We start from the raw sequence: 22,801 nt of genomic DNA, 5'->3' as shown, positions 1-22,801 counted from the left end.
TCCCCGGGTACAGCGCACGGCGCACCCCGGAACCGCCTCCCCGCCACCCGAGTGAACGCGGACAGGAGCGGCCATGCCCGCAGCCCAGCCGTCTTCCGAGCAGCTAGAAACAGAGCGAACAGCGCGTGCACTACCAGCCGCCATGCCGGCTGGCCTGTTGTCACCGAGCCCTGCGAACTGCCCCCAGGTGATCCCATCATGATCGGTCGCATTCCCGTGCTGGACGTCCGCCCCGCCGTCGACTGCGGCGCCAGACCCGCCAAGGCGGTCGTGGACGAGGTCTTCGAGATTTCCGCCACCGTGTTCCGCGAGGGGCACGACGCCGTGGCGGCCCATGTCGTGCTCCGAGATCCGAGCGGGCGGCTGCGGCCACCCGTGCCCCTGTCCGAGCTCGCTCCCGGTACCGACCGGTGGGGGGCGCGGGTGTCCGCCGAGGTCGAGGGGAGGTGGACGTACACCGTCGAGGCGTGGAGCGATCCGGTGGGCACCTGGCGGGCCCACGCGGCGGTGAAGATCCCGGCCGGGATCGACACCGGGCTGACCCTCCTGGAGGGTGCCGAGCTCTACGAGCGGGCCGCCGCGAAGATCCCCAAGCGGGACGGCCGCGAGCACGTGCTGGCCGCCGCGGACGTGATGCGCGACGAGGACCGGCCGGTCTCCGAGCGGTACGCGGCCGCCCTCGGCCCGCGGATCGACGCGCTGCTCGCCAAGCGCCCGCTGCGGGAGCTGGTGACGGCCTCCAAGCCGCTGCCGCTGCTGATCGAGCGCAAGCGGGCCCTCTTCGGCTCCTGGTACGAGATGTTCCCCCGGTCCGAGGGGGCGGTGCTGGAGCCCGGCGAGGCACCCGTCAGCGGAACCTTCCGGACGGCCGCCGAGCGGCTTCCCGCGATCGCCGCGATGGGCTTCGACGTGGTGTACCTGCCGCCGATCCACCCCATCGGCAGCACCTACCGCAAGGGTCCGAACAACACCTTGTCCGCGGGGAGTTGGGATCCGGGCGTGCCGTGGGCCATCGGCTCCACGGAGGGCGGCCACGACGCGGTGCACCCGGAGCTGGGGACCCTGGAGGACTTCGACGCCTTCGTGGCCAAGGCCCGCGAGCTGCGCATCGAGGTGGCGCTGGACTTCGCCCTGCAGTGCTCCCCGGACCACCCGTGGGTGGAGAAGCACCCGGAGTGGTTCCGCCACCGCGCCGACGGGACGATCGCGTACGCGGAGAACCCGCCGAAGAAGTACCAGGACATCGTCCCGATCCACTTCGACGCCGACATGGCCGGCATCGTGGAGGAGACGGTGCGGATCCTGCGGCACTGGATGGAGCACGGCGTCCGGATCTTCCGGGTCGACAACCCGCACACCAAGCCGGTGGTCTTCTGGCAGAAGGTGATCGCGGACATCAACAAGTCCGACCCCGACGTCATCTTCCTGGCCGAGGCCTTCACCCGCCCGGCGATGATGCGGGCGCTGGCCGCCGTCGGCTTCCAGCAGTCCTACACGTACTTCACCTGGCGCAACACCAAGGCCGAGCTGACCGAATACCTGACCGAGCTCGCGGACATCCGCTCCGCCTCCGTCATGCGGCCGAATTTCTTCGTCAACACGCCCGACATCCTGCACGCATACCTTCAGCACGGCGGCCGCCCCGCCTTCGAGGTCCGCGCGGTCCTCGCCGCCACGCTCTCCCCCACCTGGGGGGTCTACGCCGGTTACGAGCTCTGCGAGAACACCCCGGTCAAGGAGGGCAGCGAGGAGTACCTGAACTCCGAGAAGTACGAGCTGCGCCCGCGCGACTGGGCCGCCGCCGACCGCGAGGGCCGCTCCATCGCCCCGCTGATCACCTCCCTGAACCGGCTGCGCCGGCGCAATCCGGCCCTCCAGCAGTTGCGCGACATCCATTTCCACCCGACCGACAACGAACAGGTGATCGCCTATTCGAAGCACGCGGGGAGCAATTCCGTACTGGTGGTCGTCAACCTCGATCCGCACCACACCCAGGAGGCGACGGTCTCGTTGGACATGCCGGTACTCGGCCTCGACTGGCACGGGTCCCTCGCGGTGCGCGACGAGCTCACCGGCGAGACCTATCACTGGGGCAGGGCCAACTACGTGCGCCTGGAACCGGGCCGCACGCCCGCGCACGTTCTGGCGGCTCTGCGACCGTCCCCGCCCACCGGAGGGTCACCCATCTCATGATGATCAACGATCCCGTCCCCGACACGTTCGAGGACACCCCCGCCAAGGACCGCGACCCCGACTGGTTCAAGCGGGCGGTCTTCTACGAGGTCCTCGTACGGTCCTTCCACGACAGCAACGGCGACGGCGTGGGGGACCTCAAGGGGCTCACCGCCAAGCTGGACTACCTCCAGTGGCTCGGCGTCGACTGCCTGTGGCTGCCGCCGTTCTTCGCCTCCCCCCTGCGCGACGGGGGCTACGACGTCGCCGACTACACCTCAGTGCTGCCCGAATTCGGCGACCTCGCCGACTTCGTGGAGTTCGTGGACGCGGCGCACACCCGCGGCATGCGGGTGATCATCGACTTCGTGATGAACCACACGAGCGATCAGCACGAGTGGTTCCAGCAGTCCCGCAAGGACCCCGACGGGCCCTACGGCGACTACTACATGTGGGCCGACAACGACAAGCAGTTCCAGGACGCCCGCATCATCTTCGTCGACACCGAGACCTCGAACTGGACGTACGACCCGGTCCGCAAGCAGTACTACTGGCACCGGTTCTTCTCCCACCAGCCGGACCTCAACTACGAGAACCCGGCCGTCGTCGAGGAGATCGTCTCCGCGCTCCGCTTCTGGCTCGACCTCGGCATCGACGGCTTCCGCCTCGACGCCGTGCCCTACCTGTACGCCGAGGAGGGCACCAACTGCGAGAACCTGCCGCGCACCCACACCCTCCTGAAGGCGGTCCGCGCCGAGATCGACGCGCACTACCCGGACACCGTGCTGCTCGCCGAGGCCAACCAGTGGCCCGAGGACGTCGTCGACTACTTCGGGGACTTCGAGAAGGGCGGGGACGAGTGCCACATGGCCTTCCACTTCCCCGTCATGCCGCGCATCTTCATGGCGGTGCGAAGAGAGTCCCGCTACCCGGTCTCCGAAATCCTGGCCAAGACCCCGGCGATCCCGGACCGCTGCCAGTGGGGCATCTTCCTGCGCAACCACGACGAGCTCACCCTCGAAATGGTCACGGACGAAGAGCGCGACTACATGTACGCCGAGTACGCCAAGGACCCGCGGATGCGGGCCAACATCGGCATCCGGCGCCGGCTCGCCCCCCTGCTGGACAACGACCGCAACCAGATGGAGCTGTTCACCGCCCTGCTGCTGTCGCTGCCCGGTTCGCCGGTGCTGTACTACGGCGACGAGATCGGCATGGGCGACAACATCTGGCTCGGTGACCGCGACGGCGTGCGCACCCCGATGCAGTGGACCCCGGACCGCAACGCCGGTTTCTCCTCGTGCGATCCGGGCAGGCTGAACCTGCCGGTCATCATGGACCCGGTCCACGGGTACCAGGTGACCAATGTGGAAGCGGCGATGGCCTCACCGTCCTCGCTGCTCCACTGGACCCGCCGGATGATCGAGGTCCGCAAGGCCAATCCGGCCTTCGGACTGGGCTCGTACACCGAACTGCCCTCGACGAACCCGGCGGTACTGGCCTTCCTCCGTGAATACGGGGACGACCTGGTGCTGTGCGTGCACAACTTCTCGCGCTTCGCGCAGCCCACCGAGCTGGACCTGCAGTCGTTCAACGGTCGGGTCCCGGTGGAACTCACCGGCGACGTCCGCTTCCCGCCGATCGGCGAATGGCCGTACCTGCTGACCCTGGCGGGCCACGGCTTCTACTGGTTCCGCCTGCGCGCGGAGTAGGCACCGGCCCGGGGCGGGCGCGGCGAATGGGTCAACCGCCCGCCCCTGTACGGATCATCCTGACCCGACACTCGCACATACCGGAGAAGCAACCAGCGTAATCCGGGACACAATGCGCATTCTTTGACGGCCCGGGGAAAGGACGCGACGCCATGTCGGAGGCTGCATCCGCCCGGGATCGGCTCACCGCCGACCGGGCCACCGGGCTCGGACTCGGAACCGGGTTCGGGCTCGGCCCACTGGAACCGATGCTGCGGGCCTGGCTGCCCGCCCAGCGCTGGTTCGCGGGCAAGGGCCGGGCCATCGGTCGGCTCAGGGCCATCTCGGCGGCCGAACTGCTGCCGCCCGGATCCGCCCCCGGGCTGCTGCACCTGCTGCTGGACGTGGACGGGGACTGCTACCAGCTGCTCCTGGGCATCCGCCCGAGCCCGCTGCCACCGGCCCTCGCACCCGCCCTGATCGGCCGGGCCGAGCAGGGCCCGTACGCCGGCCAGTCGGTCTACGAGGGCCTGGGCGATCCGCGGCTCGCCTCGCTGCTGCTGGAGCGGCTGCGCTCCCCCGGCACCCTCGGCCCGCTCCGCTTCGACCGGGATCCGGCCGCCGTGATCCCCGAGGCGCCCACCCCCCGGCCGCTGTCCGGGGAACAGACCAACTCCTCGCTGATCTACGGGGATTCGTACATCCTGAAGATCTTCAGAAGGGTCGGCCCCGGGGTCAATCCCGACCTGGAGCTGCCCCGGGCCCTGGCCCTGGCCGGCTGTGCCCGGGTGCCCGCGCCGGTCGCCTGGTACGAGGCCGAGCTGCCCGGCTCCGAACCGCTGACCCTGGGGGTGCTCCAGCCCTACCTGCGCGGCTCCGACGACGGCTGGCAGCTCGCGCTGCACCGGCTGCGCACCGGCGCCGACTTCACCGCCGAGGCGCACGCGCTGGGCCGGGCCACCGCCGAGGTGCACGACGCGCTGGCCGCGGCCCTGCCCACCGTCGCCCTGGGCCCGGAGCAGACGGCCCGGCTGGCGGCCGGGATGACGGCCAGGCTCGCCGCCACCGCCCGCGAGGTACCGGCCCTGCGCCCCTACGAGGCGGGGCTGCGCGGAGCCTTCGACGCACTGGCCGCCTCCCGCGGGACCGGGGTGTCCGCCCAGCGGATCCACGGGGACCTGCACCTGGGCCAGACCCTGCGCACCGTCGACGGCAGCTGGGCACTGATCGACTTCGAGGGCGAGCCGGCCCGGCCGCTGGCCGACCGGCGCCGCCCCGAACCGGCGGTGCGGGACATCGCCGGGATACTGCGTTCCTTCGACTACGCGGCCCGCTCCCACCGGCCGTTCGCCCCCGCCTGGGCGGACGACTGCCGGGCGGCGTTCTGCGAGGGCTACGCCCGCACGTCCGGCCGGGACCCGCGCGAGGACCCCGTGCTCCTGCGCGCCTACGAAACCGACAAGGCCGTGTACGAGGCCCGCTACGAGTCCCGGCACCGGCCCGACTGGCTGCACGTGCCGATGGCGGCGATCCGGCGGCTGTCGGAGCCGCAGCGTCCACCCTCCCACCGCACGCATCCCCCCGTCCCCGGACCCGCCACCCCCCACCATCCGAAGCCCCCGAGGAGGCCGCTCGCGTGAGCGCCGCACGACAGCCGTCACCGACCGTCCACGACGAAGCCAAGCCCGTCGTCGACGCTGTCGACACCCCCGCCGCCCCCGCCGAACCGAGTGCGAAGAAGCCCCGGGCCCCCAGGGCCCGGCGGGCGGCCCCGCCGCGCGGGGTCCGGCCGGTGCCTGCGCTGGACGCGGAGGAGCGGGCCCGGCTGCTGGAGGGCCGCCACCACGACCCGCACGGGGTGCTCGGGGCCCGGGCCCAGCGCGGCGGGGTGGCCTTCCGGGTGCTGCGTCCGTACGCGAAAGCGGTCACCATCGTCGCCAAGGGGCTGCGGGCCGAGCTCCTCGACGACGGGGACGGCCTGTTCTCGGGGCTGCTGCCGCTGAGCGGGGTGCCGGACTACCGGCTGCTGGTCACGTACGACAGCGACGAGGTGGAGGTCCACGACCCCTACCGGTTCCTGCCCGCGCTCGGCGAGCTCGACCTGCACCTGATCGGCGAGGGCCGGCACGAGGAGCTGTGGACGGCGCTCGGCTCGGAGCCGATGGTCCACCAGGGCGTGGCGGGCACCCGGTTCACGGTGTGGGCGCCGAACGCGCAGGGGGTGCGGGTCAGCGGGGACTTCTCGTACTGGGACTCCGTCGCCCACCCGATGCGCTCGCTCGGGGCGACCGGCGTGTGGGAGCTGTTCCTGCCCGGCGTCGGCGAGGGCGCCCTGTACAAGTACGACATCACCCGCCCGGACGGCTCGCACACCCTGCGCGCCGACCCGATGGCGAAGCACGCCGAGGTCCCGCCGGCCAACGCCTCGGTGGTGACGGCCTCCTCCTACGTCTGGCAGGACGCGGAGTGGATGGCGAAGCGCGGGGAGCGCCCGCCCCACCAGGCCCCCTTCTCCGTGTACGAGCTGCACCTGGCGTCCTGGCGGCCCGGGCTCTCCTACCGCCAGCTGGCCGAGCAGCTGCCGGCCTACGTGACGGAGCTCGGCTTCACGCACGTGGAGCTGATGCCGGTCGCCGAGCACCCCTTCGGCGGCTCCTGGGGCTACCAGGTCACCGGCTTCTACGCACCGACCTCCCGGATGGGCACCCCGGACGACTTCCGCTTCCTGGTGGACGCGCTGCACCGGGCCGGGATCGGGGTGATCGTCGACTGGGTGCCGGCGCACTTCCCGCGCGACGAGTGGGCGCTCGCCGAGTTCGACGGGCGGCCGCTGTACGAGCACCACGACCCGCAGCGGGCCGCGCACCCGGACTGGGGGACCCTGGAGTTCGACTACGGGCGCCGTGAGGTGCGGAACTTCCTCGTGGCCAACGCCGTGTACTGGTGCCAGGAGTTCCACGTCGACGGGCTGCGCGTGGACGCCGTGGCCTCGATGCTCTACCTCGACTACTCGCGCAAGGACGGCGAGTGGACGCCCAACGAGCACGGCGGGCGGGAGAACTTCGACGCGGTGGCGATGCTCCAGGAGATGAACGCCACGGTCTACCGGCGCTGCCCGGGCGTGGTGACGATCGCCGAGGAGTCCACGGCGTGGCCGGGCGTCACCCAGCCCACCGACGGGGGCGGTCTCGGCTTCGGCCTGAAGTGGAACATGGGCTGGATGCACGACACCCTGCGCTACGCGTCCAAGGATTCCGTGCACCGCAAGTACCACCACCACGACATGACCTTCGGGATGGTCTACGCGTTCAGCGAGAACTACGTACTGCCGATCTCCCACGACGAGGTGGTGCACGGCAAGGGCTCGCTGGTGTCGAAGATGCCCGGCGACTGGTGGCAGCAGCGGGCCATACACCGTGCGTACCTGGGCTTCATGTGGGCCCACCCGGGCAAGCAGCTGCTCTTCATGGGGCAGGAGTTCGCGCAGGGCTCGGAGTGGTCCGAGACGTACGGCCCGGACTGGTGGCTGCTGGACTCCTCGTACGCGGCGGCCGCCGACCACCGGGGCGTACGCAGCCTCGTGGGCGACCTGAACCGCACCTACCGGGCGGCTCCGGCCCTGTGGGAGCGGGACACGGTGCCGGAGGGGTTCGCCTGGGTGGAGGCGGACGCCGCGGAGGACAACGTCTTCGCCTTCCTGCGGTACGCGCAGGACGGCTCGCAGCTGCTGTGCGTCTCGAACTTCTCGCCGGTGGTCCGGCACGGGTACCGGATCGGGGTCCCGGAGGAGGTCCCGCTGTGGCGGGAGGTCCTCAACACCGACCAGCAGCTCTACGGCGGCAGCGGCGTCCACCACACCCAGCCGGTGCGGCCCGAGCCGGTGCCCGCGCAGGGCCGGGCGGCGAGCCTGCGCCTGACCCTGCCGCCGCTGGCGACGGTCTGGTTCAGCCCGATGCCGCGGCGGTAGCGCTCAGCACCCCGTCCAGTTCCTGGAGGAGCCTGCGCTTGGCGCGGGCTCCGACTAGTTGCAGGACGGGTTCGCCGTCGCGGAAGACGAGCAGGGTCGGCATGGACAGCACCCCGTGGCGCACCACGGTCTCGGGGTTGGTGTCCGCGTCGATCTGCACGACCTTGAGGCGGTCGGCCTCCTCCGCGGCGACGGCGGACAGCACGGGTGCGAGCTGACGGCACGGGCCGCACCAGTCGGCGGTGAACTCCACCAGGACGGGCCGGCCGCGCTCGGCGAGCACCTCCGTCTCGAAGTCCGCGTCGGTCACTTCGCTCACGCCGTGGGCCTTGATCATGTGCTTCCCCTCTCGTCCCGGCCGGATCAGCCGGTCATCTCGCATCTGGGCCGTGCCGCTCCGGCTTCGTTCTCGGCGCCGTTCCCGGCTTCGTTCTCGGCTTCGTTCTCGGCTTCGGCGAGCTGGTTCGCGACCTGGTCGCGGACCTCGCCGAGGCGGCCGATCAGGCCGTCCAGTTCGGTGAGCTTGCGCCGGTAGACGGCCAGCGAGGCCGGGCAGGAGTCGCCGGACGGGTGCCCGGCGCGCAGGCATTCCACGAACGGGCGGGTCTCCTCCAGCTCGAAGCCGAAGTCCTGGAGCGTGCGGATCTGGCGGAGCAGCCGCAGGTCTTCCTCGTCGTAGGTGCGGTAGCCGTTGCCGTCGCGCCGGGCGGGCAGCAGGCCCCGCGACTCGTAGTACCTGAGCGTCCGGGTGCTGGTGCCCGCACGCTCGGCCAGTTCGCCGATTCGCATGGCCCCGACGGTAATCCTTGACCCCGGCGTCAAGGCAAGGAGCCGCCGCGGGGAAGGGGCCGGGGAGGCCCTCGCCACCCCCGTGAGCGAGGGCCTCCGCGTCATGGAGCACGAAGGGGCCGGGTGGCCGGTTCGGATCGGTCCGGTCGTGTGAGAGGGATCACGCACGGGGCTATCGCTCGGGGCGGCCGGAAACGTACGCTAGGAAATGGATCACGCTTCACTCCGATTACCGGACAGTCGCAGGGAAAACCGTCCAAAGTCCTTAACTCCATAGGACGTTCCTACGAGTTATGGGCTTGTTTGTTTGGTCTGTAGTCGCCACGCCTCGGCCACTCCTACGGTGTGCCATGTGCACTCCAGCCCCCCCTTCAATGCCCCCGCCGCGCGTCGTCTCCGCGCGGCCCTGGGCATGGCTCCCGGTCATGTCGCCTATGGCCTGCGGGCCCAGTACGGACTCCTCGTCACTCCCGAGACCGTGATGGCGTGGGAGCGTGGCGAGATTTCACCCACCTCCGCCGAGCTCACCGCTCTGGCCGGCGTGCTCTGGTGTTCCCCCGGAGAGCTGTTCGCCGAGCCCGTCACCCTGCGGGAGCACCGCATCGCCCGGGGCCTGGCCGCGGACGACCTGGCCCGCCGGGTCGGGGTGGAGGCGGGTGCCTACCAGAAGATGGAGGACGCCGGCCGCTGGAAGGGCAACGAGCGCCAGTCCGCCGCGCTGGCGACGGCGCTCGGGCTGACCCTGGCCCAGTTCGTGACGGCGACCGGCAAGCACGAGGAGCTGGCCGAACTGCTGCGCAGCGCGGTGACCACCCGCTGGCAGGCGTACGTGAAGCCGCTGGCCAAGCTGCTGCCGGTGCCCAAGGCGCACCTGGAGCGGGTGCTGGAGCAGCTGCACGGCGAGTACCAGTCGCGGATGGTGGCCACCCTGAGCTGGGGCGGCGGCGGGGGCGAGGCGGGCAGCGGCGATTCGGGACGTGAGTACCTCGCCGACATCGTGGAGCGGTTCTGGAGCCTCGCCGGGGGTGCGGCGTAGGACACATTCAGCCCTCGGGCTCCCTACGGGAAAGGCCCCGACCGCGTCCAGACGAGGACGTGATCGGGGCCTTCCGGCGTACGAAGTGGGGGCGGAGGTCCCGCCCCGGGGGCCGGTCGGCAGCCGCCGTCCGGCGGCCCCGGTCCGCGGCCGCTAGCGCGGCGGCAGCGGCGCGTACACCACGGTCGCCTTGATGCCCGCCCGGGAGAGGTCCTTCGTCAGCCGGTCCGCCACCGTCCGGTCGCCGACCAGGACGGTCGGCGCGGCGGGGCCCTCGGCGAGCGCCTTCTTCAGGTGGACCAGCGAGGTGTCGTACAGGCTCGCGAACTCCCGCTTCTGGGTGTCCTTCTCGGTGGGCGGGCCGCCCATCTGGACGTAGAAGATCTCGTACAGCGCCACCATGTCGCCCGCCCGGTGGTTCAGGAGGGCGGCGAGGAAGGTGGACTTCAGGTTCAGGTACGAGTCGTTGGCGTACAGGGCGATCACCGGGCCCGGCCGGTCCTTGAGGTCCCGCCCGACGAGCGCCTCGGCCGGCGGGCCCATGTCGCTCCGGCCCCCGCCCTTGGCCCACTTGATCATCGGGCTCTCGTGGAAGGCCGAGGTGGTGTTCAGCCGCTCCGCGAAGCTGGTCCACCCCGAGGGGATCCCGAACTGCACGCCGCCGAACAGCGCGAGTGCGGTGACCACGGCGAGCGCGGACTGCAGCAGCCGCTCCGCCCGGCGCCGCCGGGGGGAGCCCTGGGTCTGGTGCCCGGGCGTCAGCAGGAGCCCGACCAGGCCCAGCGAGATCAGGCTGATGACGAGTCCGGCGGCGGCCAGCTTCTCGAAGTAGTACGAGAGGTAGCCGATGGTCTTCGTCTGGTAGATGCCGAACAGGGTGAGCAGTGCCATCGCCCCGAGGACCAGGACCAGCACCATCTGCCCGGTGGCGGTGCGCCGGTTCGCCCGCAGGGAGGCGGCCAGCAGGGCCGCCAGGGCGCATCCGATGAGCACCGGGCGGTCGGGGACCACCATCGGGCCGGCGAGGTTGGAGGTCTTGGAGACGTCCAGCTTGGTCAGCACGGAGAAGATGCTGGGCAGTCCCGCGAGCAGCGTGCCGGCCGCGAGGACCGTGAGGAGCAGCCCGCGCCGCGGGGCGAAGCGCCGCCGGTGGACGACGAGGACCGCGGCCAGGCCGAGGCCGAGCAGGGCCCCGTAGAGGTTGTAGACGAAGGTGACGGTCACCAGGCCGGCCACCGCGACGAGGGCGAACTCGGCCCGGCCCATCGCGGGCCGCACGAGCAGCGCCAGTCCGACGGCGAGGAACAGCAGTCCGACGATCTCGGAGTCGAACCCGCGCTCGACGAGGGTCGACATGGAGCCGATCAGCATGACCGCCATCACGGTGGCGCAGACCGCCGCGGCGCGCCAGCCGCGCAGGCGCGGGCCGCCGATCCAGCGGGCGGCCCAGACCAGGAGGGCGCAGAGCAGGGCGTAGGCGCCGATGACGTACAGGAGGTACCGGTTCATCATCTCGGCGGTGGGGCCGCCGTCGGTCGAGGACTTCACGAGGACGTCGGTCCACGCCAGCAGGAAGTGGGTGCCCTGCGGGTAGACGGCCTCCGCGGGGGTCATCATGAACGCCTTGGCGGCCTCCTGGTGGAGGAAGTTGTAGCCGCCCACGTGGTGGATGCCGTCGAAGTACGAGAAGTGCCCCATCCGGTCCTCGGACGTGACGAAGAAGGCCAGCCGCTCGGTGACCGACTTCCCGGCGAGCGGGTGGTGCATGTAGTGCCAGACCACCCCGAAGGTGCCGAGCACCAGGGCATCCGTGCCGCGCAGCCGCAGGGGGATGTGCGGGCGGCGCCCGGACAGCCAGCCGCAGACGGACACGACGGTCAGCAGGAATCCGGCGCCGGGGACCGGGGCCAGCCCCCACGGCCAGACGGAGAAGAGCAGTCCGAAGGCCATGACGGCGCCGCAGAGGACGAAGGCGGAGACGACCAGCCGGTCGAGCAGTCCGCCGCCCACCCGGATCAGGGAGGCGATCGCCAGGACCAGGACGGGGATCAGCACCACGTCCAGGCTCAGCGCGTCCAGGAGCAGCGGCAGGGCCCAGGACAGGGCCAGGGCCGCCGCGAGGACGGGCCACCGTCGCCGGGCGGGTGTCCCGGCCGGGCCGCCGGGCGCTCCCGCCTGCGGGTTCTCGGCGTTCCTACGGGTCAGAAGGGCAGGGCGGGTCGCCACGGGAGACGGGAACCTTCCATCGTGCGCACGGGAGCCGGATGAGGGGCCTGGACTTCGCGGCCCGATCCGGCCATGTGCGGCCCGGCCAATCAATCCCCCAACGGCGGAGTCTTCGGATCATAACGCGGGGAGGGGGCCGAACGAGGTGCGGCCCGCCCCCGTCCCGGTGGGGACGCGGACGGGCCGCAGGGGCCTGGCGGCGGTCCTCGCGGCCCCGGGGGCCGGTGCGGACCGGGTCTTTCGGCGCCGGAATTCGGGACACAAGTCCCGGCCGGGGCGATCAGAAGACGGACTCGGCCTCGTACATGCGGTCCTCGGGGACCGTCTTCAGCTCGGTGACGGCGTCGGCCAGCGGGGCCATGACGATGTCGGTGCCGCGCAGGGCGGTCATGTTGCCGAAATCACCGCGGTGGACGCCCTCGACCGCGTGCCAGCCGAAGCGGGTCGCGAGGACGCGGTCGTAGGCGGTGGGGGTGCCGCCGCGCTGGACGTGGCCGAGGATGACCGGGCGGGCTTCCTTGCCGAGGCGGCGCTCCAGCTCGACGGCGAGGCGGTTGCCGATGCCGGCGAAGCGCTCGTGGCCGTACTGGTCGATGGCACCCTTCTCGTACGGCATGGAGCCCTCGCCTGGGTGCGCGCCTTCGGCCACGCAGATGACGGCGAACTTCTTGCCGCGGGCGAACCGTTCCTCCACCATCTTGACCAGGGCGTCCACCTCGAACGGGCGCTCCGGCAGGCAGATGCCGTGGGCGCCGCCGGCCATGCCGGACTCCAGGGCGATCCAGCCCGCGTGGCGGCCCATGACCTCGACGACCATGACGCGCTGATGCGATTCGGCGGTGGTCTTGAGGCGGTCGATGGCCTCCGTGGCGACCATGACGGCGGTGTCGAAGCCGAAGGTGCGGTCGGTGGAGGAGATGTCGTTGTCGATGGTCTTCGGCACGCCGACGACGGGCATGCCGGCGTCCGACAGCATCCGGGCGGCGGTCAGGGTGCCCTCGCCGCCGATCGGGATCAGCGCGTCGATGCCGTAGCGCTTCGCCAGCTCGGCGGCGTTCTCGGCCGCTTCGTGGAGGCGGGCGCGCTCCATGCGGGCGGATCCGAGGATCGTGCCGCCGCGGGCGAGGATGCCGCTGACCGCGTTGATGTCGAGGGGGCGGAAGTTGCCGTCGAGGAGGCCCTTGAAGCCGTCTTCGAAGCCGATGACCTCGTCCCCGTGCCCGACCACGGCACGGTGTACGACCGACCGGATGACAGCGTTGAGGCCCGGGCAGTCGCCGCCTGCGGTGAGAACTCCGATACGCATCGTGCTGTGTCTCCTGCTCCTGGTCGTATGTGACTGTTCGCGTGCGGGCGATCAGTCGACCGACGTACATATGAGATGCCGTATGAAGGGCGTATTGGTGAAGCCTGTCCGATTGTTCCACGGGCCCGGGGGGGTGCGCGCTCCGTGGTGCGCCACCCGCAGGGCCCCCTCAGGGCCTTTCGGCCCCCTCCGGCAGGCCCTTCTCCCGGCGGGCGTCCTAAGGAATCGCAGGGGTATTGTCAAGAGGTCAAGCCCACATTAACTGGGACAACCGACTCGAATTGGGACGGAGAGCACGCGTGACGCGCAGCGTGTACGTGACGGGGATCGAGCGGGGGGACGGCCGCCAGGTCGTCGAGCTGGGCATCATGGAGCTCCTGACCCGCCAGACCGGCCGGGTGGGCGTGTACCGCCCCCTGCTGCACGACGGGCCCGACCGGCTCTTCGACCTCCTCAAGGGCCGGTACCGGATCGAGCAGGACGCCGCGACGGCCTACGGCATGGAGTACCACGAGGCCTCCGCCATCCTGGCCGAGAAGGGCACCGACGAACTGGTCTCCCAGCTCGTCGGCCGCTACCACGAGGTGGCGCGCGACTACGAGGTCATGCTGGTCCTCGGCACCGACTACGCCGACACCAACCTCCCGGACGAACTGGCCCTCAACGCCCGTCTCGCCAACGAGCTGGGCGCGCTGGTCATCCCCGTCGTGGGCGGCACCAAGCACCCCGCCGAGGCCGTGCGCGCCGAGACCCGCAACGCCTACCGCGCGTACGAGGCCCTGGGCTGCCACGTGGGCGCGATGGTCGTCAACCGGGTGGCCGCAGAGGACCGCGACGTGATAGCCGAGCGCCTCGCCGCCCGGCTCCCCGTGCCCTGCTACGTCCTGCCGGACGACAAGCACCTGTCCGCCCCGACGGTCGCCCAGATCACCCGGGCGCTCGGCGGCGAGGTGCTCCTCGGCGACGAGGCCGGACTGGCCCGCGACGCCGTGGACTTCGTCTTCGGCGGAGCCATGCTGCCGAACTTCCTGAACGCCCTGACCCCCGGCTGCCTGGTCGTCACCCCCGGGGACCGCTCCGACCTGGTCATCGGCGCGCTCGCCGCACACACCTCCGGCACCCCGCCGATCGCGGGTGTGCTGCTGACGCTGAACGAACGCCCGGGCAAGGACATCCTGACGCTGGCCTCCAAGCTGGCCCCGGGCACCCCGGTGGTCTCGGTGGCGGGCAACAGCTTCCCGACGGCCGCCGAACTCTTCGCGCTGCAGAGCCGGCTGAACTCCGCGACCCCGCGCAAGCTGGAGACCGCGCTCGGCCTGTTCGAGCGCCACGTGGACACCGCCGAACTGCGCGAGGTGCTCTCGGTGGCCCGCTCCGAGCGGGTCACCCCGATGATGTTCGAGAACCAGCTGCTCGAGCAGGCCCGCTCCGAGCGCCGCCGCGTGGTCCTCCCCGAGGGCACCGAGGAGCGCGTGCTGCGCGCCGCGGACGTGGTGCTGCGCCGCGGGGTCTGCGACATCACCCTGCTGGGCGAGGAGCAGGCGATCCTGAAGAAGGCCGCCGACCTGGGCATCGACATCTCGGCCGCCCAGCTCATCGACCCGGCGCTCTCCCCGCTGCGGGAACGGTTCGCCGAGTACTACGCCAGGGCCCGCGCCCACAAGGGCATGACGGTCGAGCTGGCCCACGACGTGGTCACCGACGTCAACTACTTCGGCACCCTGATGGTCCAGGAGGGCCTCGCCGACGGCATGGTCTCCGGCTCGGTGCACTCCACCGCCGCCACCATCCGCCCCGCCTTCGAGATCATCAAGACCAAGCCCGACGCCTCCATCGTCTCCTCGGTCTTCTTCATGTGCCTGGCCGACAAGGTCCTCGCGTACGGCGACTGCGCCGTCAACCCGGACCCCAACGCCGAGCAGCTCGCCGACATCGCCGTCCAGTCGGCCACCACCGCCGCCGCGTTCGGCCTGGAGCCGCGGATCGCGATGCTCTCGTACTCCACCGGCACCTCCGGCTCGGGCGCCGACGTGGACAAGGTCCGCAAGGCCACCGAGATCGTCCGCGAGCAGCGCCCCGACCTGCTGATCGAGGGGCCGATCCAGTACGACGCGGCCGTGGAGCCCTCGGTCGCCGCGACCAAGCTGCCCGAGTCCGAGGTGGCCGGCCGCGCGACGGTGCTGATCTTCCCCGACCTCAACACCGGCAACAACACGTACAAGGCCGTGCAGCGATCGGCCGGCGCCGTGGCGGTCGGGCCGGTCCTGCAGGGTCTGCGCAAGCCGGTCAACGACCTCTCGCGCGGCGCCCTGGTCCAGGACATCGTCACCACCGTGGCCATCACCGCGATCCAGGCGCAGGGCGCTCCGGCCCCCACCGCCTGACCCGCCCCTCCGAGCCCCCCACCGCAAAGGAAAGACCCTCATCGTGACCGCATCGCGCGTACTCGTCCTCAACTCCGGCTCCTCGTCGGTGAAGTACCAGCTGCTCGACATGGCGGACTCCTCCCGCCTGGCGGTCGGCCTGGTGGAGCGCATCGGCGAGGAGACCTCCCGGCTCAGTCACGAGCCGCTGACCGGGCCGGGGGCCGCGGGCGGCAAGCGCGTGACCGAGGGTCCGATCGCCGACCACGGGGCGGCGCTGCGGGCCGTCGCGGCGGAGCTCGCCGCCGACGGTCTGGGGCTGGACTCCCCCGAGCTGGCCGCCGTGGGCCACCGGGTGGTGCACGGCGGGACCAAGTTCACCCACCCGACGCTGATCGACGACGCCGTCCTGGCCGAGATCCGCGCCCTGATCCCGCTCGCCCCGCTGCACAACCCGGCGAACGTCACCGGCATCGAGGTGGCGCGCGACCTGCGCCCCGACCTGCCGCAGGTCGCCGTGTTCGACACGGCCTTCCACTCGACCATGCCGGAGCACGTGGCGCGGTACGCGATCGACACCGCGACGGCCGACAAGTACTCCATCCGGCGGTACGGCTTCCACGGCACCTCGCACGCCTACGTCGCCCGGGCCACGGCCCGGCTCCTCGGCAAGGCCGAGGAGGACGTGAACGTGATCGTCCTCCACCTGGGCAACGGCGCCTCGGCCTCGGCCGTGCACGGCGGGGTCTGCGTGGAGACCTCCATGGGGCTGACCCCGCTGGAGGGCCTGGTCATGGGCACCCGTTCGGGCGATCTGGACCCGGCGGTCGTCTTCCACCTGGCACGGGTGGGGGGCATGTCCGTCGACGAGATCGACTCGCTGCTCAACAAGAAGAGCGGTCTGCTGGGTCTGTGCGGCGACAACGACATGCGCGAGGTGCAGCGGCGGGCGGCGGAGGGCGACGCCTCCGCACGCCTGGCACTGGCCTCGTACATCCACCGCCTGAAGAAGTACATCGGCGCCTACTCGGCGGTCCTCGGCCGGGTGGACGCGGTGGCCTTCACCGCGGGCGTGGGCGAAAACTCCTCCGAAATCCGGGAGATGGCCCTGGCCGGTCTGGCCGAACTGGGCCTGGCGCTCGACCTGGAGGCCAACTCGGTGCGGTCCCCCGAGCCGCGCCTGGTGTCCGCGGAGTACGCGCGGGTGGCCGTGGCCGTGGTCCCCACGGACGAGGAACTGGAGATCGCCAGCCAGACGTACGCGCTGGTTACCGGATAGTCACTTTGGACTTTCCGCCAGACGGAATATTCCGCTACGAAACAAACCGATAGGATCTGCTCCATGCGCCGTTCCAAAATCGTCTGCACGCTGGGCCCCGCCGTCGACTCTTACGAGCAGCTGAAAGCTCTCGTAGAGGCCGGTATGAACGTGGCCCGATTCAACTTCAGCCACGGCTCCCAGGCAGAACACCAGGAGCGGTACGACCGCGTCCGGAAGGTCTCCGAGGATACCGGGCGCGCCGTCGGCGTCCTCGCCGACCTCCAGGGCCCGAAGATCCGCCTGGAGACCTTCGCCGAGGGTCCCGTCGAGCTCGTCCGCGGTGACGAGTTCACCATCACCACCGAGGACGTCCCCGGCGACAAGTCGATCTGCGGCACGACCTACAAGGGTCTGCCGGGCGACGTCTCCAAGGGCGACCCGATCCTGATCAACGACGGCAACGTCGAGCTCCGGGTGACCTCGGTCGAGGGTCCCCAGGTCAAGACCATCGTCATCGAGGGCGGTGTCATCTCGGACCACAAGGGCATCAACCTGCCGGGTGCGGCCGTCAACGTCCCCGCCCTGTCGGAGAAGGACATCGACGACCTGCGCTTCGCGCTGCGGATGGGCTGCGACATGGTCGCCCTGTCCTTCGTGCGCGACGCCAACGACGTCAAGGACGTCCACAAGGTCATGGACGAGGAGGGCCGCCGGGTCCCCGTCATCGCCAAGGTCGAGAAGCCGCAGGCCGTCGCCAACATGGAGAGCGTCGTCGACGCCTTCGACGCGGTCATGGTCGCCCGTGGTGACCTGGCCGTCGAGTACCCGCTCGAGAAGGTCCCGATGGTGCAGAAGCGCCTCGTGGAGATGTGCCGCCGCAACGCCAAGCCGGTGATCGTCGCGACCCAGATGATGGAGTCGATGATCACCAACTCGCGCCCGACGCGCGCGGAGGCCTCCGACGTCGCCAACGCGATCCTCGACGGTGCGGACGCGGTCATGCTGTCCGCCGAGTCCTCGGTCGGCGCCTACCCGATCGAGACCGTCAAGACGATGTCGAAGATCGTCGAGGCGGCCGAGGAGGAGCTCCTGTCCAAGGGCCTGCAGCCGCTGGTCCCGGGCAAGAAGCCCCGCACCCAGGGCGGCTCCGTCGCCCGCGCGGCCTGCGAGATCGCGGACTTCCTGGACGGCAAGGCCCTGGTCGCCTTCACGCACTCCGGTGACACCGCCCGCCGCCTGTCGCGCTACCGCGCGAACCAGCCGATCCTGGCCTTCACCACCGACGAGGGCACCCGCAACCAGCTCACCCTGAGCTGGGGCGTCGAGTCCTACGTCGTCCCGCGCGTGGACAACACCGACGCCATGGTCGACCTGGTGGACACGGAGATGCTCAAGCTCCAGCGCTACAACAACGGCGACACCATGATCATCACGGCCGGCTCGCCCCCCGGCGTCCCGGGCACGACCAACATGGTCCGGGTCCACCACCTGGGCAGCGGCGCCCGCGACTGATCTCGCACCCGCCGCACCGCCCCCCGCTCCACCCGTACCGCCTCTGCCGCACAGAGACCGAGGGCGGCACCCCCGATCCGATGAGGATCCGGGGTGCCGCCCTCGGTGCGTGCGGCCGCGCGAGGCCGTACGCGTCTACTCCGCCGGGCCGATGTAGTTCTTGAGGCCCGGGACGGTCAGGGTGCCGCCGAACTGGCCGGCCTGGACGACCGTGACGTTCGTGAAGAACGCGAACGGGACGTTCAGGGGCGGCGGGCTCTTCGGGGTGAACTCGATCGGGATCAGCCCGAAGAGGTTGCCCTTGAGGCTCTCGGTGTACATCGTCACCTTGGCCCCGCGGATCTTCGAGGTGGACCCCGGACGGGACTTCAGGTGGGCGACCTGCTTGCCCTTGCCGACCGTCTGGTAGAGGTCCTTGATGTCCAGCGAGTCCGCGGTGAACTTCAGGACGGTCTTGGTCTTGCCGCCCGCCGTCTTCACCTCGACGATGCCCTCGTAGTCGAGGCCGTAGAGGGTGAGCAGCGAGCTGTCGAGGTACCAGGGCTCGTCCGGGAGCAGCGGGATGCCCTGCTCCAGTTCCGCGGCGGCCAGGGCCTTGGCGTCGTAGGTCGGGCAGGGGAAGGGTTCCTTCCCGTCCTTGCCCTTCGCTCCTTCGCCCTTGGCGTCCTCGCCCTTCGGGTCCTCGTCCTCCGTCGCCGTTTCCGGCACCGGCTTGGGCTTCGGCTTGGTCGCCGTGCCCGTCTCGTCCTTCGGGGTGGTCGCGGTGCCCTTGACCTCCTCGGAGAGCTCCGAGACGGTGACGCCCGCCGTCTTCGCGGCGTCGCGGATCGCGGCCGCGGCCGGATCCGCCGCGGGCGCGGTGGTCGCGGTGGCGGTCGGGGCCGGGGCGCCCGTGAGGGGTTTGCCGAGCTCGTTGACCAGACCCTTGATCGCGTCGCCGACGCCCAGCGGGTCCAGCGGGTTCGACGCCTTGGCCGGGGGGACCGCCGCCGGCCTGAGGCCGGGCTTCTCGACGGGCTTCGACGCGGGCTTGGTGGCCGACGGGCTCACGTTCGGCGAAGGCACCGCAGCGGGCGACTTGCCCGGCGCAGGAGTCGTCCCAGGGGTCTTCGAAGGCGTCTTGGAAGGAGTCTTGGAAGGCGTCTTCGCCGACGGGGAGGCCGATTCCGCGGGCTCGTCGGACCGCGTCACGCACGGTCCGGGCGCGAAGGGGATGTCCTTGTCGTCGGCCACGGCCAGCTTCGGCGCCATGCTCATGCCCACGAAGACCGCGGTCGGCATGGCGGCCAGCGCCATCGTCTTGCCGACGGGTATCTGGATCTTGGTCAGCAGCGACTTCCTGGGCGCCGCGTGGCGCGGGCCCTTCCTCTCACGGGACTCCGCACCCGGAGCCTCGCCCCGTTGCGTTTCGTCACCCCGCACTGTTCCTCCCGCCATCGGCGTGGGCAGTCGTCTCGCTCGCGTATGCCGTCGTTTCCGTGTCGCGCTGTCCCGGGACCCCGTGGGGTCCCGCCATCGCCTCGGCCTTGCCCAGGCTCACGGCGTGCGCCGGGTCTCTGGTGTCCGCCACTGCCGTCTGTGCCGCCGGCTTGCCCGGCACCCAGGACAGGGCGAGACCGCCGCCGACCATGGCGAGGATCAGGCCGATGCCGAAGCCGCCGAGGTTCGAGACCGGCAGGGACACGAGTCCCAGGAGGATCGCGGCGACGCCCGCGAAGATCCGTACGCCCTGCTGGAACCAGAGCGTCAGCCCCAGCGTTGCCAGGAGGACGCCGATGATCAGCGAGCCCGCTCCGGCCGTGGTCGCCATCGCGATGGTGACGTTGCCGAGCCGGACGTCCGCGTACGGGAAGTAGGCGATGGGGAATCCGGCGATGAGCGTGATCAGTCCGGCCCAGAAGGGGCGGTGACCGGTCCACGCATGGAAGCGGTAGTACACCATCGTGAGCCAGGCGTCGTCTTCGGCGCGCACGTAAACCGGGGCCTGGGGGTTCATGGACAACAGCTCCCTGGAAACGGGTGGTACTGAGAACTATGTGGAGCCCGGACGGGCGGACGACGTCGACGGCTGCCGGCGTCGTCCGCCCGCCCGGTTACGCACCGGGGAGCGGTTACTGCCCGTCCGCGTAGCAGGGCTGGTCGCCACCGAGGAGGCGCAGCTTGAGGTCGGGCAGCTTGAAGGTGCCCGCCGTCGTGGCCCACGCCTTCTGGCGCACGTTCGACAGGACCGCGCGGTCCGCGCGCTGCGAGAACGCGTACGGGCTCGCGACCGTGCCGGCCTGCGGCTTGGTCTTGTGGCTCGCGTCGCCGACGGCGACACCGATGTCCAGGTTGGTGAACTCGGCGTCCGTGTCGAGCTCGGCAACATCCAGGTAGATGTTGTCGGCCACGGCCGGCTTGCCCGGCTTGGTGCCGGTCTTCAGCTGCAGCGTGATGTTGCCGAGCGGGGTCGGCGTCACCAGCGACTGGCACATGTTGGTGATCTCGGCGTGGCTGAACCCGGAGATGGTGACCGGGTGGTGAGCCGCGTTGCCCTTGAGGTCGTGACCCTCGGCGACGCCGCCGTACTGGATCAGGTTCGTACCGTCCAGCTTGTCGGCCGACACCTTGAAGTCCTGGCCCGAGACGGCGAAGGAAGCCGCGAGGGCACCCTGCGCCAGACCCACACCGACCACGGCCGTAGCCGCGATGCTCGGCACCATGACGAGCGCGAAGCGCTTCCATCTGGTCCCGCCACGAATCTGAGAACTCATTTTGTTCCTCCTTCTCGGACGTACATCTCCGGTCCGGGCCGTACCCGTCCTGGGATGGGAGAAGTGCTACGTCCTCGGGAAGGAGCGCGAGCGGCCGAGCCGCGGCAATGCCGCGTCCGTACACCGGCGTTCACCCCCGAGCGACAACCACTTGGCCACGCGTTCGCGCAACCTGGAGGACAGGCCCCGCCGTATGACGGAGACCCCCCTGTCCCACGGCCGGTGCCACTGCCACCGGCCGGCCCGGTGGGGACCCTCCACCGCGGCTCCGGATGAGCGGCTCTGCGGGAAGGACCGAGCGTCGCCGATCGTGGTCCATTCACGGCCGGGGCACAAGGGGGTTCGTTACTGGCGGGTAACGGCCAGATAACCCGAGGGAGTCCTGACCATGTCGGGCAGCAACACAGGGTGTCACCAAGGGCCACGACAGATCGGGGGAAGAGTGAACACACCGGACAGTTCACGGGGTTCGATTTACTGCGAGTAACAGCGGCCGCAATTACCAAGTTTTGGCAAAGTGCGGCCGCTGTTTATCTCCGTGTCAACAAATCACCGGTGGTGTGCCGGTGCTGTGTGGGTCCTGTGCCGGTGCTAGAAGAGCACCCGGGCGAGCGCCGTACGCGCCGAGGTGACGAGCGGGTTGTCCGGCCCGACCACTTCGAACATCTCCAGCAGCCGGACGCGCACCGCGTCACGGTCCTCACCGAACGTCACCTTCACGGTGTCCACCAGCCGCCCGAAGGCGTCCGCCACGTGGCCGCCGGCCAGATCCAGGTCGGCCGCGGCGATCTGCGCCGCCGGGTCCTTCGGGTTCTCGGCCGCCGCGGTGCGCACCGCCTGCGGGTCCATGTCCTTGACCCGGACGAACAGCTCGGCCTGGGCGAGGCCCAGCTTGGCGTCGGTGTTGGCCGGATCGGCCGCCAGTACGTTCTTGTAGGCGCGCACCGCCCCGTCCAGGTCGTCGGCGTCCAGCGCCTCGATCGCCTCGTCGAGCAGCGCGTCGTACGGACCGGCCGGCTCCTCGGCCTCGGCCGCGCCCGGACCGGCGGCGCCCGCGCCCTCGGCGGCGGGGTCCACCTCGACGCCGATGACGCCGAAGCGCTCCTCGGCGATCTGGACCAGCTGGGCCAGGACCCCGCGGACCTCGCCCTCGGACGCGAAGTCCTGGAACAGCGGCATCGCCTGGCCGGCGACCACGGCGAAGACCGCCGGGAGGGCCTGGATGCGGAACTCGCGGATCAGGTTCTGGTTGGCGGCGACGTCGAGCGCGGCCAGCGCGAGGCGGCCGTTCGCCTCGATGGTGAGCCGCTCCAGCAGCAGGCTCAGCTCCCGCCCCTGCTCGAAGCCCTCGGCGCGGAAATCGAGGATGACCGGAACCTCGCCCGAGAGCGGGACGACGTGGCTCTCGAAGCGGGTCTCGTCGGTGTCGAAGACGAGCGCGGACGGCGGAACGGCCCCGGCGGGCGCCGGCGCACCGCCCTGAGCGGCCTTCCGGGCCGCCTCGGCGCGGGCCTGCTCGGCCTTGGCCTTGGCCTCGCCGGCCGCCTTCACCGCGGCGAGGTCGACGACGCCGCTCATGGACATGTTTCTGGGCTGCATGCGTACATCCTCCCCCGAGTGCGTGCGCCGACGAAAAAGATCGGCCGAAACGAACCGATCGCGGTACCTGTCATGCTGTGGCGCCGGGTCCCCACCTGGCGCCGGTAGCTCTTCGCGTGGTTGTCG

General features: G+C 70.8%; 16 protein-coding genes. 8 read left to right on the top strand and 8 right to left on the bottom strand.

From position 1 onward, the window contains the following. The first annotated feature begins 198 nt into the window (after nt 1-198). From ACIA8F_RS05535 to glgB, 4 genes are all read left to right on the top strand, one after another. The gene (locus ACIA8F_RS05535; RefSeq protein WP_399376894.1) at nt 199-2,193 is read left to right on the top strand and encodes a maltotransferase domain-containing protein; all 1,995 of its coding nucleotides are present in this window, start codon (nt 199-201) and stop codon (nt 2,191-2,193) included. After that, nucleotides 2,190-3,884 carry a maltose alpha-D-glucosyltransferase gene (treS, locus tag ACIA8F_RS05530; RefSeq protein ID WP_399376893.1) on the top strand — a complete coding sequence of 565 codons (1,695 nt, stop codon included), beginning with the start codon at nt 2,190-2,192 and terminating at the stop codon, nt 3,882-3,884. The genes ACIA8F_RS05535 and treS overlap by 4 nt, the downstream gene beginning before the upstream one ends. Before the next feature lie 152 nt (nt 3,885-4,036). Continuing rightward, nucleotides 4,037-5,503, top strand: coding sequence for a maltokinase (locus ACIA8F_RS05525; RefSeq protein ID WP_399376892.1), 1,467 nt, complete (start codon nt 4,037-4,039; stop codon nt 5,501-5,503). Next, nucleotides 5,500-7,830: a 1,4-alpha-glucan branching enzyme gene (gene glgB / locus ACIA8F_RS05520; protein ID WP_399376891.1), complete on the top strand. Its 2,331-nt coding sequence runs from the start codon at nt 5,500-5,502 to the stop codon at nt 7,828-7,830. Before ACIA8F_RS05525 ends, glgB begins: the two co-directional genes overlap by 4 nt. Here glgB and ACIA8F_RS05515 read toward each other — a convergent pair. After that, on the bottom strand, nt 7,808-8,167 hold the full coding sequence (locus tag ACIA8F_RS05515; RefSeq protein WP_399376890.1) for a thioredoxin family protein: 360 nt from the start codon (nt 8,165-8,167) through the stop codon (nt 7,808-7,810). The two genes, glgB and ACIA8F_RS05515, sit on opposite strands and share 23 nt — an antisense overlap. 26 nt (nt 8,168-8,193) lie before the next feature. Next, nucleotides 8,194-8,619 carry a MerR family transcriptional regulator gene (locus ACIA8F_RS05510; protein ID WP_399376889.1) on the bottom strand — a complete coding sequence of 142 codons (426 nt, stop codon included), beginning with the start codon at nt 8,617-8,619 and terminating at the stop codon, nt 8,194-8,196. A 412-nt stretch (nt 8,620-9,031) separates the two neighbouring features. Between ACIA8F_RS05510 and ACIA8F_RS05505 the strand changes: the two genes are divergently transcribed. After that, nucleotides 9,032-9,655 (top strand): helix-turn-helix domain-containing protein, encoded by a 624-nt coding sequence (locus ACIA8F_RS05505; RefSeq protein WP_399376997.1) that lies wholly within the window; start codon nt 9,032-9,034, stop codon nt 9,653-9,655. A 153-nt stretch (nt 9,656-9,808) separates the two neighbouring features. Here the strand turns inward: ACIA8F_RS05505 and ACIA8F_RS05500 are convergent, their stop codons facing one another. Further along, nucleotides 9,809-11,881, bottom strand: a complete 2,073-nt coding sequence (locus ACIA8F_RS05500) for a hypothetical protein (protein ID WP_399376888.1) — start codon at nt 11,879-11,881, stop codon at nt 9,809-9,811. A 280-nt stretch (nt 11,882-12,161) separates the two neighbouring features. Further along, on the bottom strand, nt 12,162-13,187 hold the full coding sequence (locus ACIA8F_RS05495) for an ATP-dependent 6-phosphofructokinase (protein ID WP_399376887.1): 1,026 nt from the start codon (nt 13,185-13,187) through the stop codon (nt 12,162-12,164). Nucleotides 13,188-13,486: 299 nt separating this feature from the next. Here ACIA8F_RS05495 and pta point away from each other — a divergent pair, with 299 nt between their 5' ends. The 3 genes from pta (at nt 13,487) to pyk (ending at nt 18,323) form a co-directional block, all read left to right on the top strand. Next, the gene (gene pta / locus ACIA8F_RS05490; protein WP_399376886.1) at nt 13,487-15,571 is read left to right on the top strand and encodes a phosphate acetyltransferase; all 2,085 of its coding nucleotides are present in this window, start codon (nt 13,487-13,489) and stop codon (nt 15,569-15,571) included. Between the two features lie 43 nt (nt 15,572-15,614). Beyond that, nucleotides 15,615-16,829 carry an acetate/propionate family kinase gene (locus tag ACIA8F_RS05485; protein WP_399376885.1) on the top strand — a complete coding sequence of 405 codons (1,215 nt, stop codon included), beginning with the start codon at nt 15,615-15,617 and terminating at the stop codon, nt 16,827-16,829. 63 nt (nt 16,830-16,892) lie between these two features. Next, entirely contained in the window at nt 16,893-18,323 is a 1,431-nt protein-coding gene (gene pyk / locus ACIA8F_RS05480) for a pyruvate kinase (RefSeq protein WP_399376884.1), read from the top strand. A gap of 135 nt (nt 18,324-18,458) precedes the next feature. On the opposite strand, the gene ACIA8F_RS05475 is transcribed toward pyk, so the two are convergent. The 4 genes from ACIA8F_RS05475 to ACIA8F_RS05460 all read right to left on the bottom strand — a co-directional run bounded on the left by ACIA8F_RS05475 (nt 18,459) and on the right by ACIA8F_RS05460 (nt 22,675). Next, nucleotides 18,459-19,745, bottom strand: a complete 1,287-nt coding sequence (locus ACIA8F_RS05475; RefSeq protein WP_399376883.1) for a hypothetical protein — start codon at nt 19,743-19,745, stop codon at nt 18,459-18,461. Beyond that, nucleotides 19,735-20,319 (bottom strand): DUF6114 domain-containing protein, encoded by a 585-nt coding sequence (locus tag ACIA8F_RS05470; protein WP_399376882.1) that lies wholly within the window; start codon nt 20,317-20,319, stop codon nt 19,735-19,737. The genes ACIA8F_RS05475 and ACIA8F_RS05470 overlap by 11 nt, the downstream gene beginning before the upstream one ends. A 115-nt stretch (nt 20,320-20,434) precedes the next feature. After that, the gene (locus tag ACIA8F_RS05465; RefSeq protein ID WP_328300864.1) at nt 20,435-21,076 is read right to left on the bottom strand and encodes a DUF6230 family protein; all 642 of its coding nucleotides are present in this window, start codon (nt 21,074-21,076) and stop codon (nt 20,435-20,437) included. Between the two features lie 591 nt (nt 21,077-21,667). Further along, a complete protein-coding gene (locus tag ACIA8F_RS05460; RefSeq protein ID WP_399376881.1) occupies nt 21,668-22,675 on the bottom strand; it encodes a tetratricopeptide repeat protein in 1,008 nt (335 codons plus the stop codon). Between the last annotated feature and the right edge of the window lie 126 nt (nt 22,676-22,801).

Source organism: Streptomyces sp. NPDC051563 (genome assembly GCF_044454225.1).
Lineage (GTDB): Bacteria > Actinomycetota > Actinomycetes > Streptomycetales > Streptomycetaceae > Streptomyces.
This window is presented reverse-complemented; position numbering and strand designations above follow the sequence as displayed.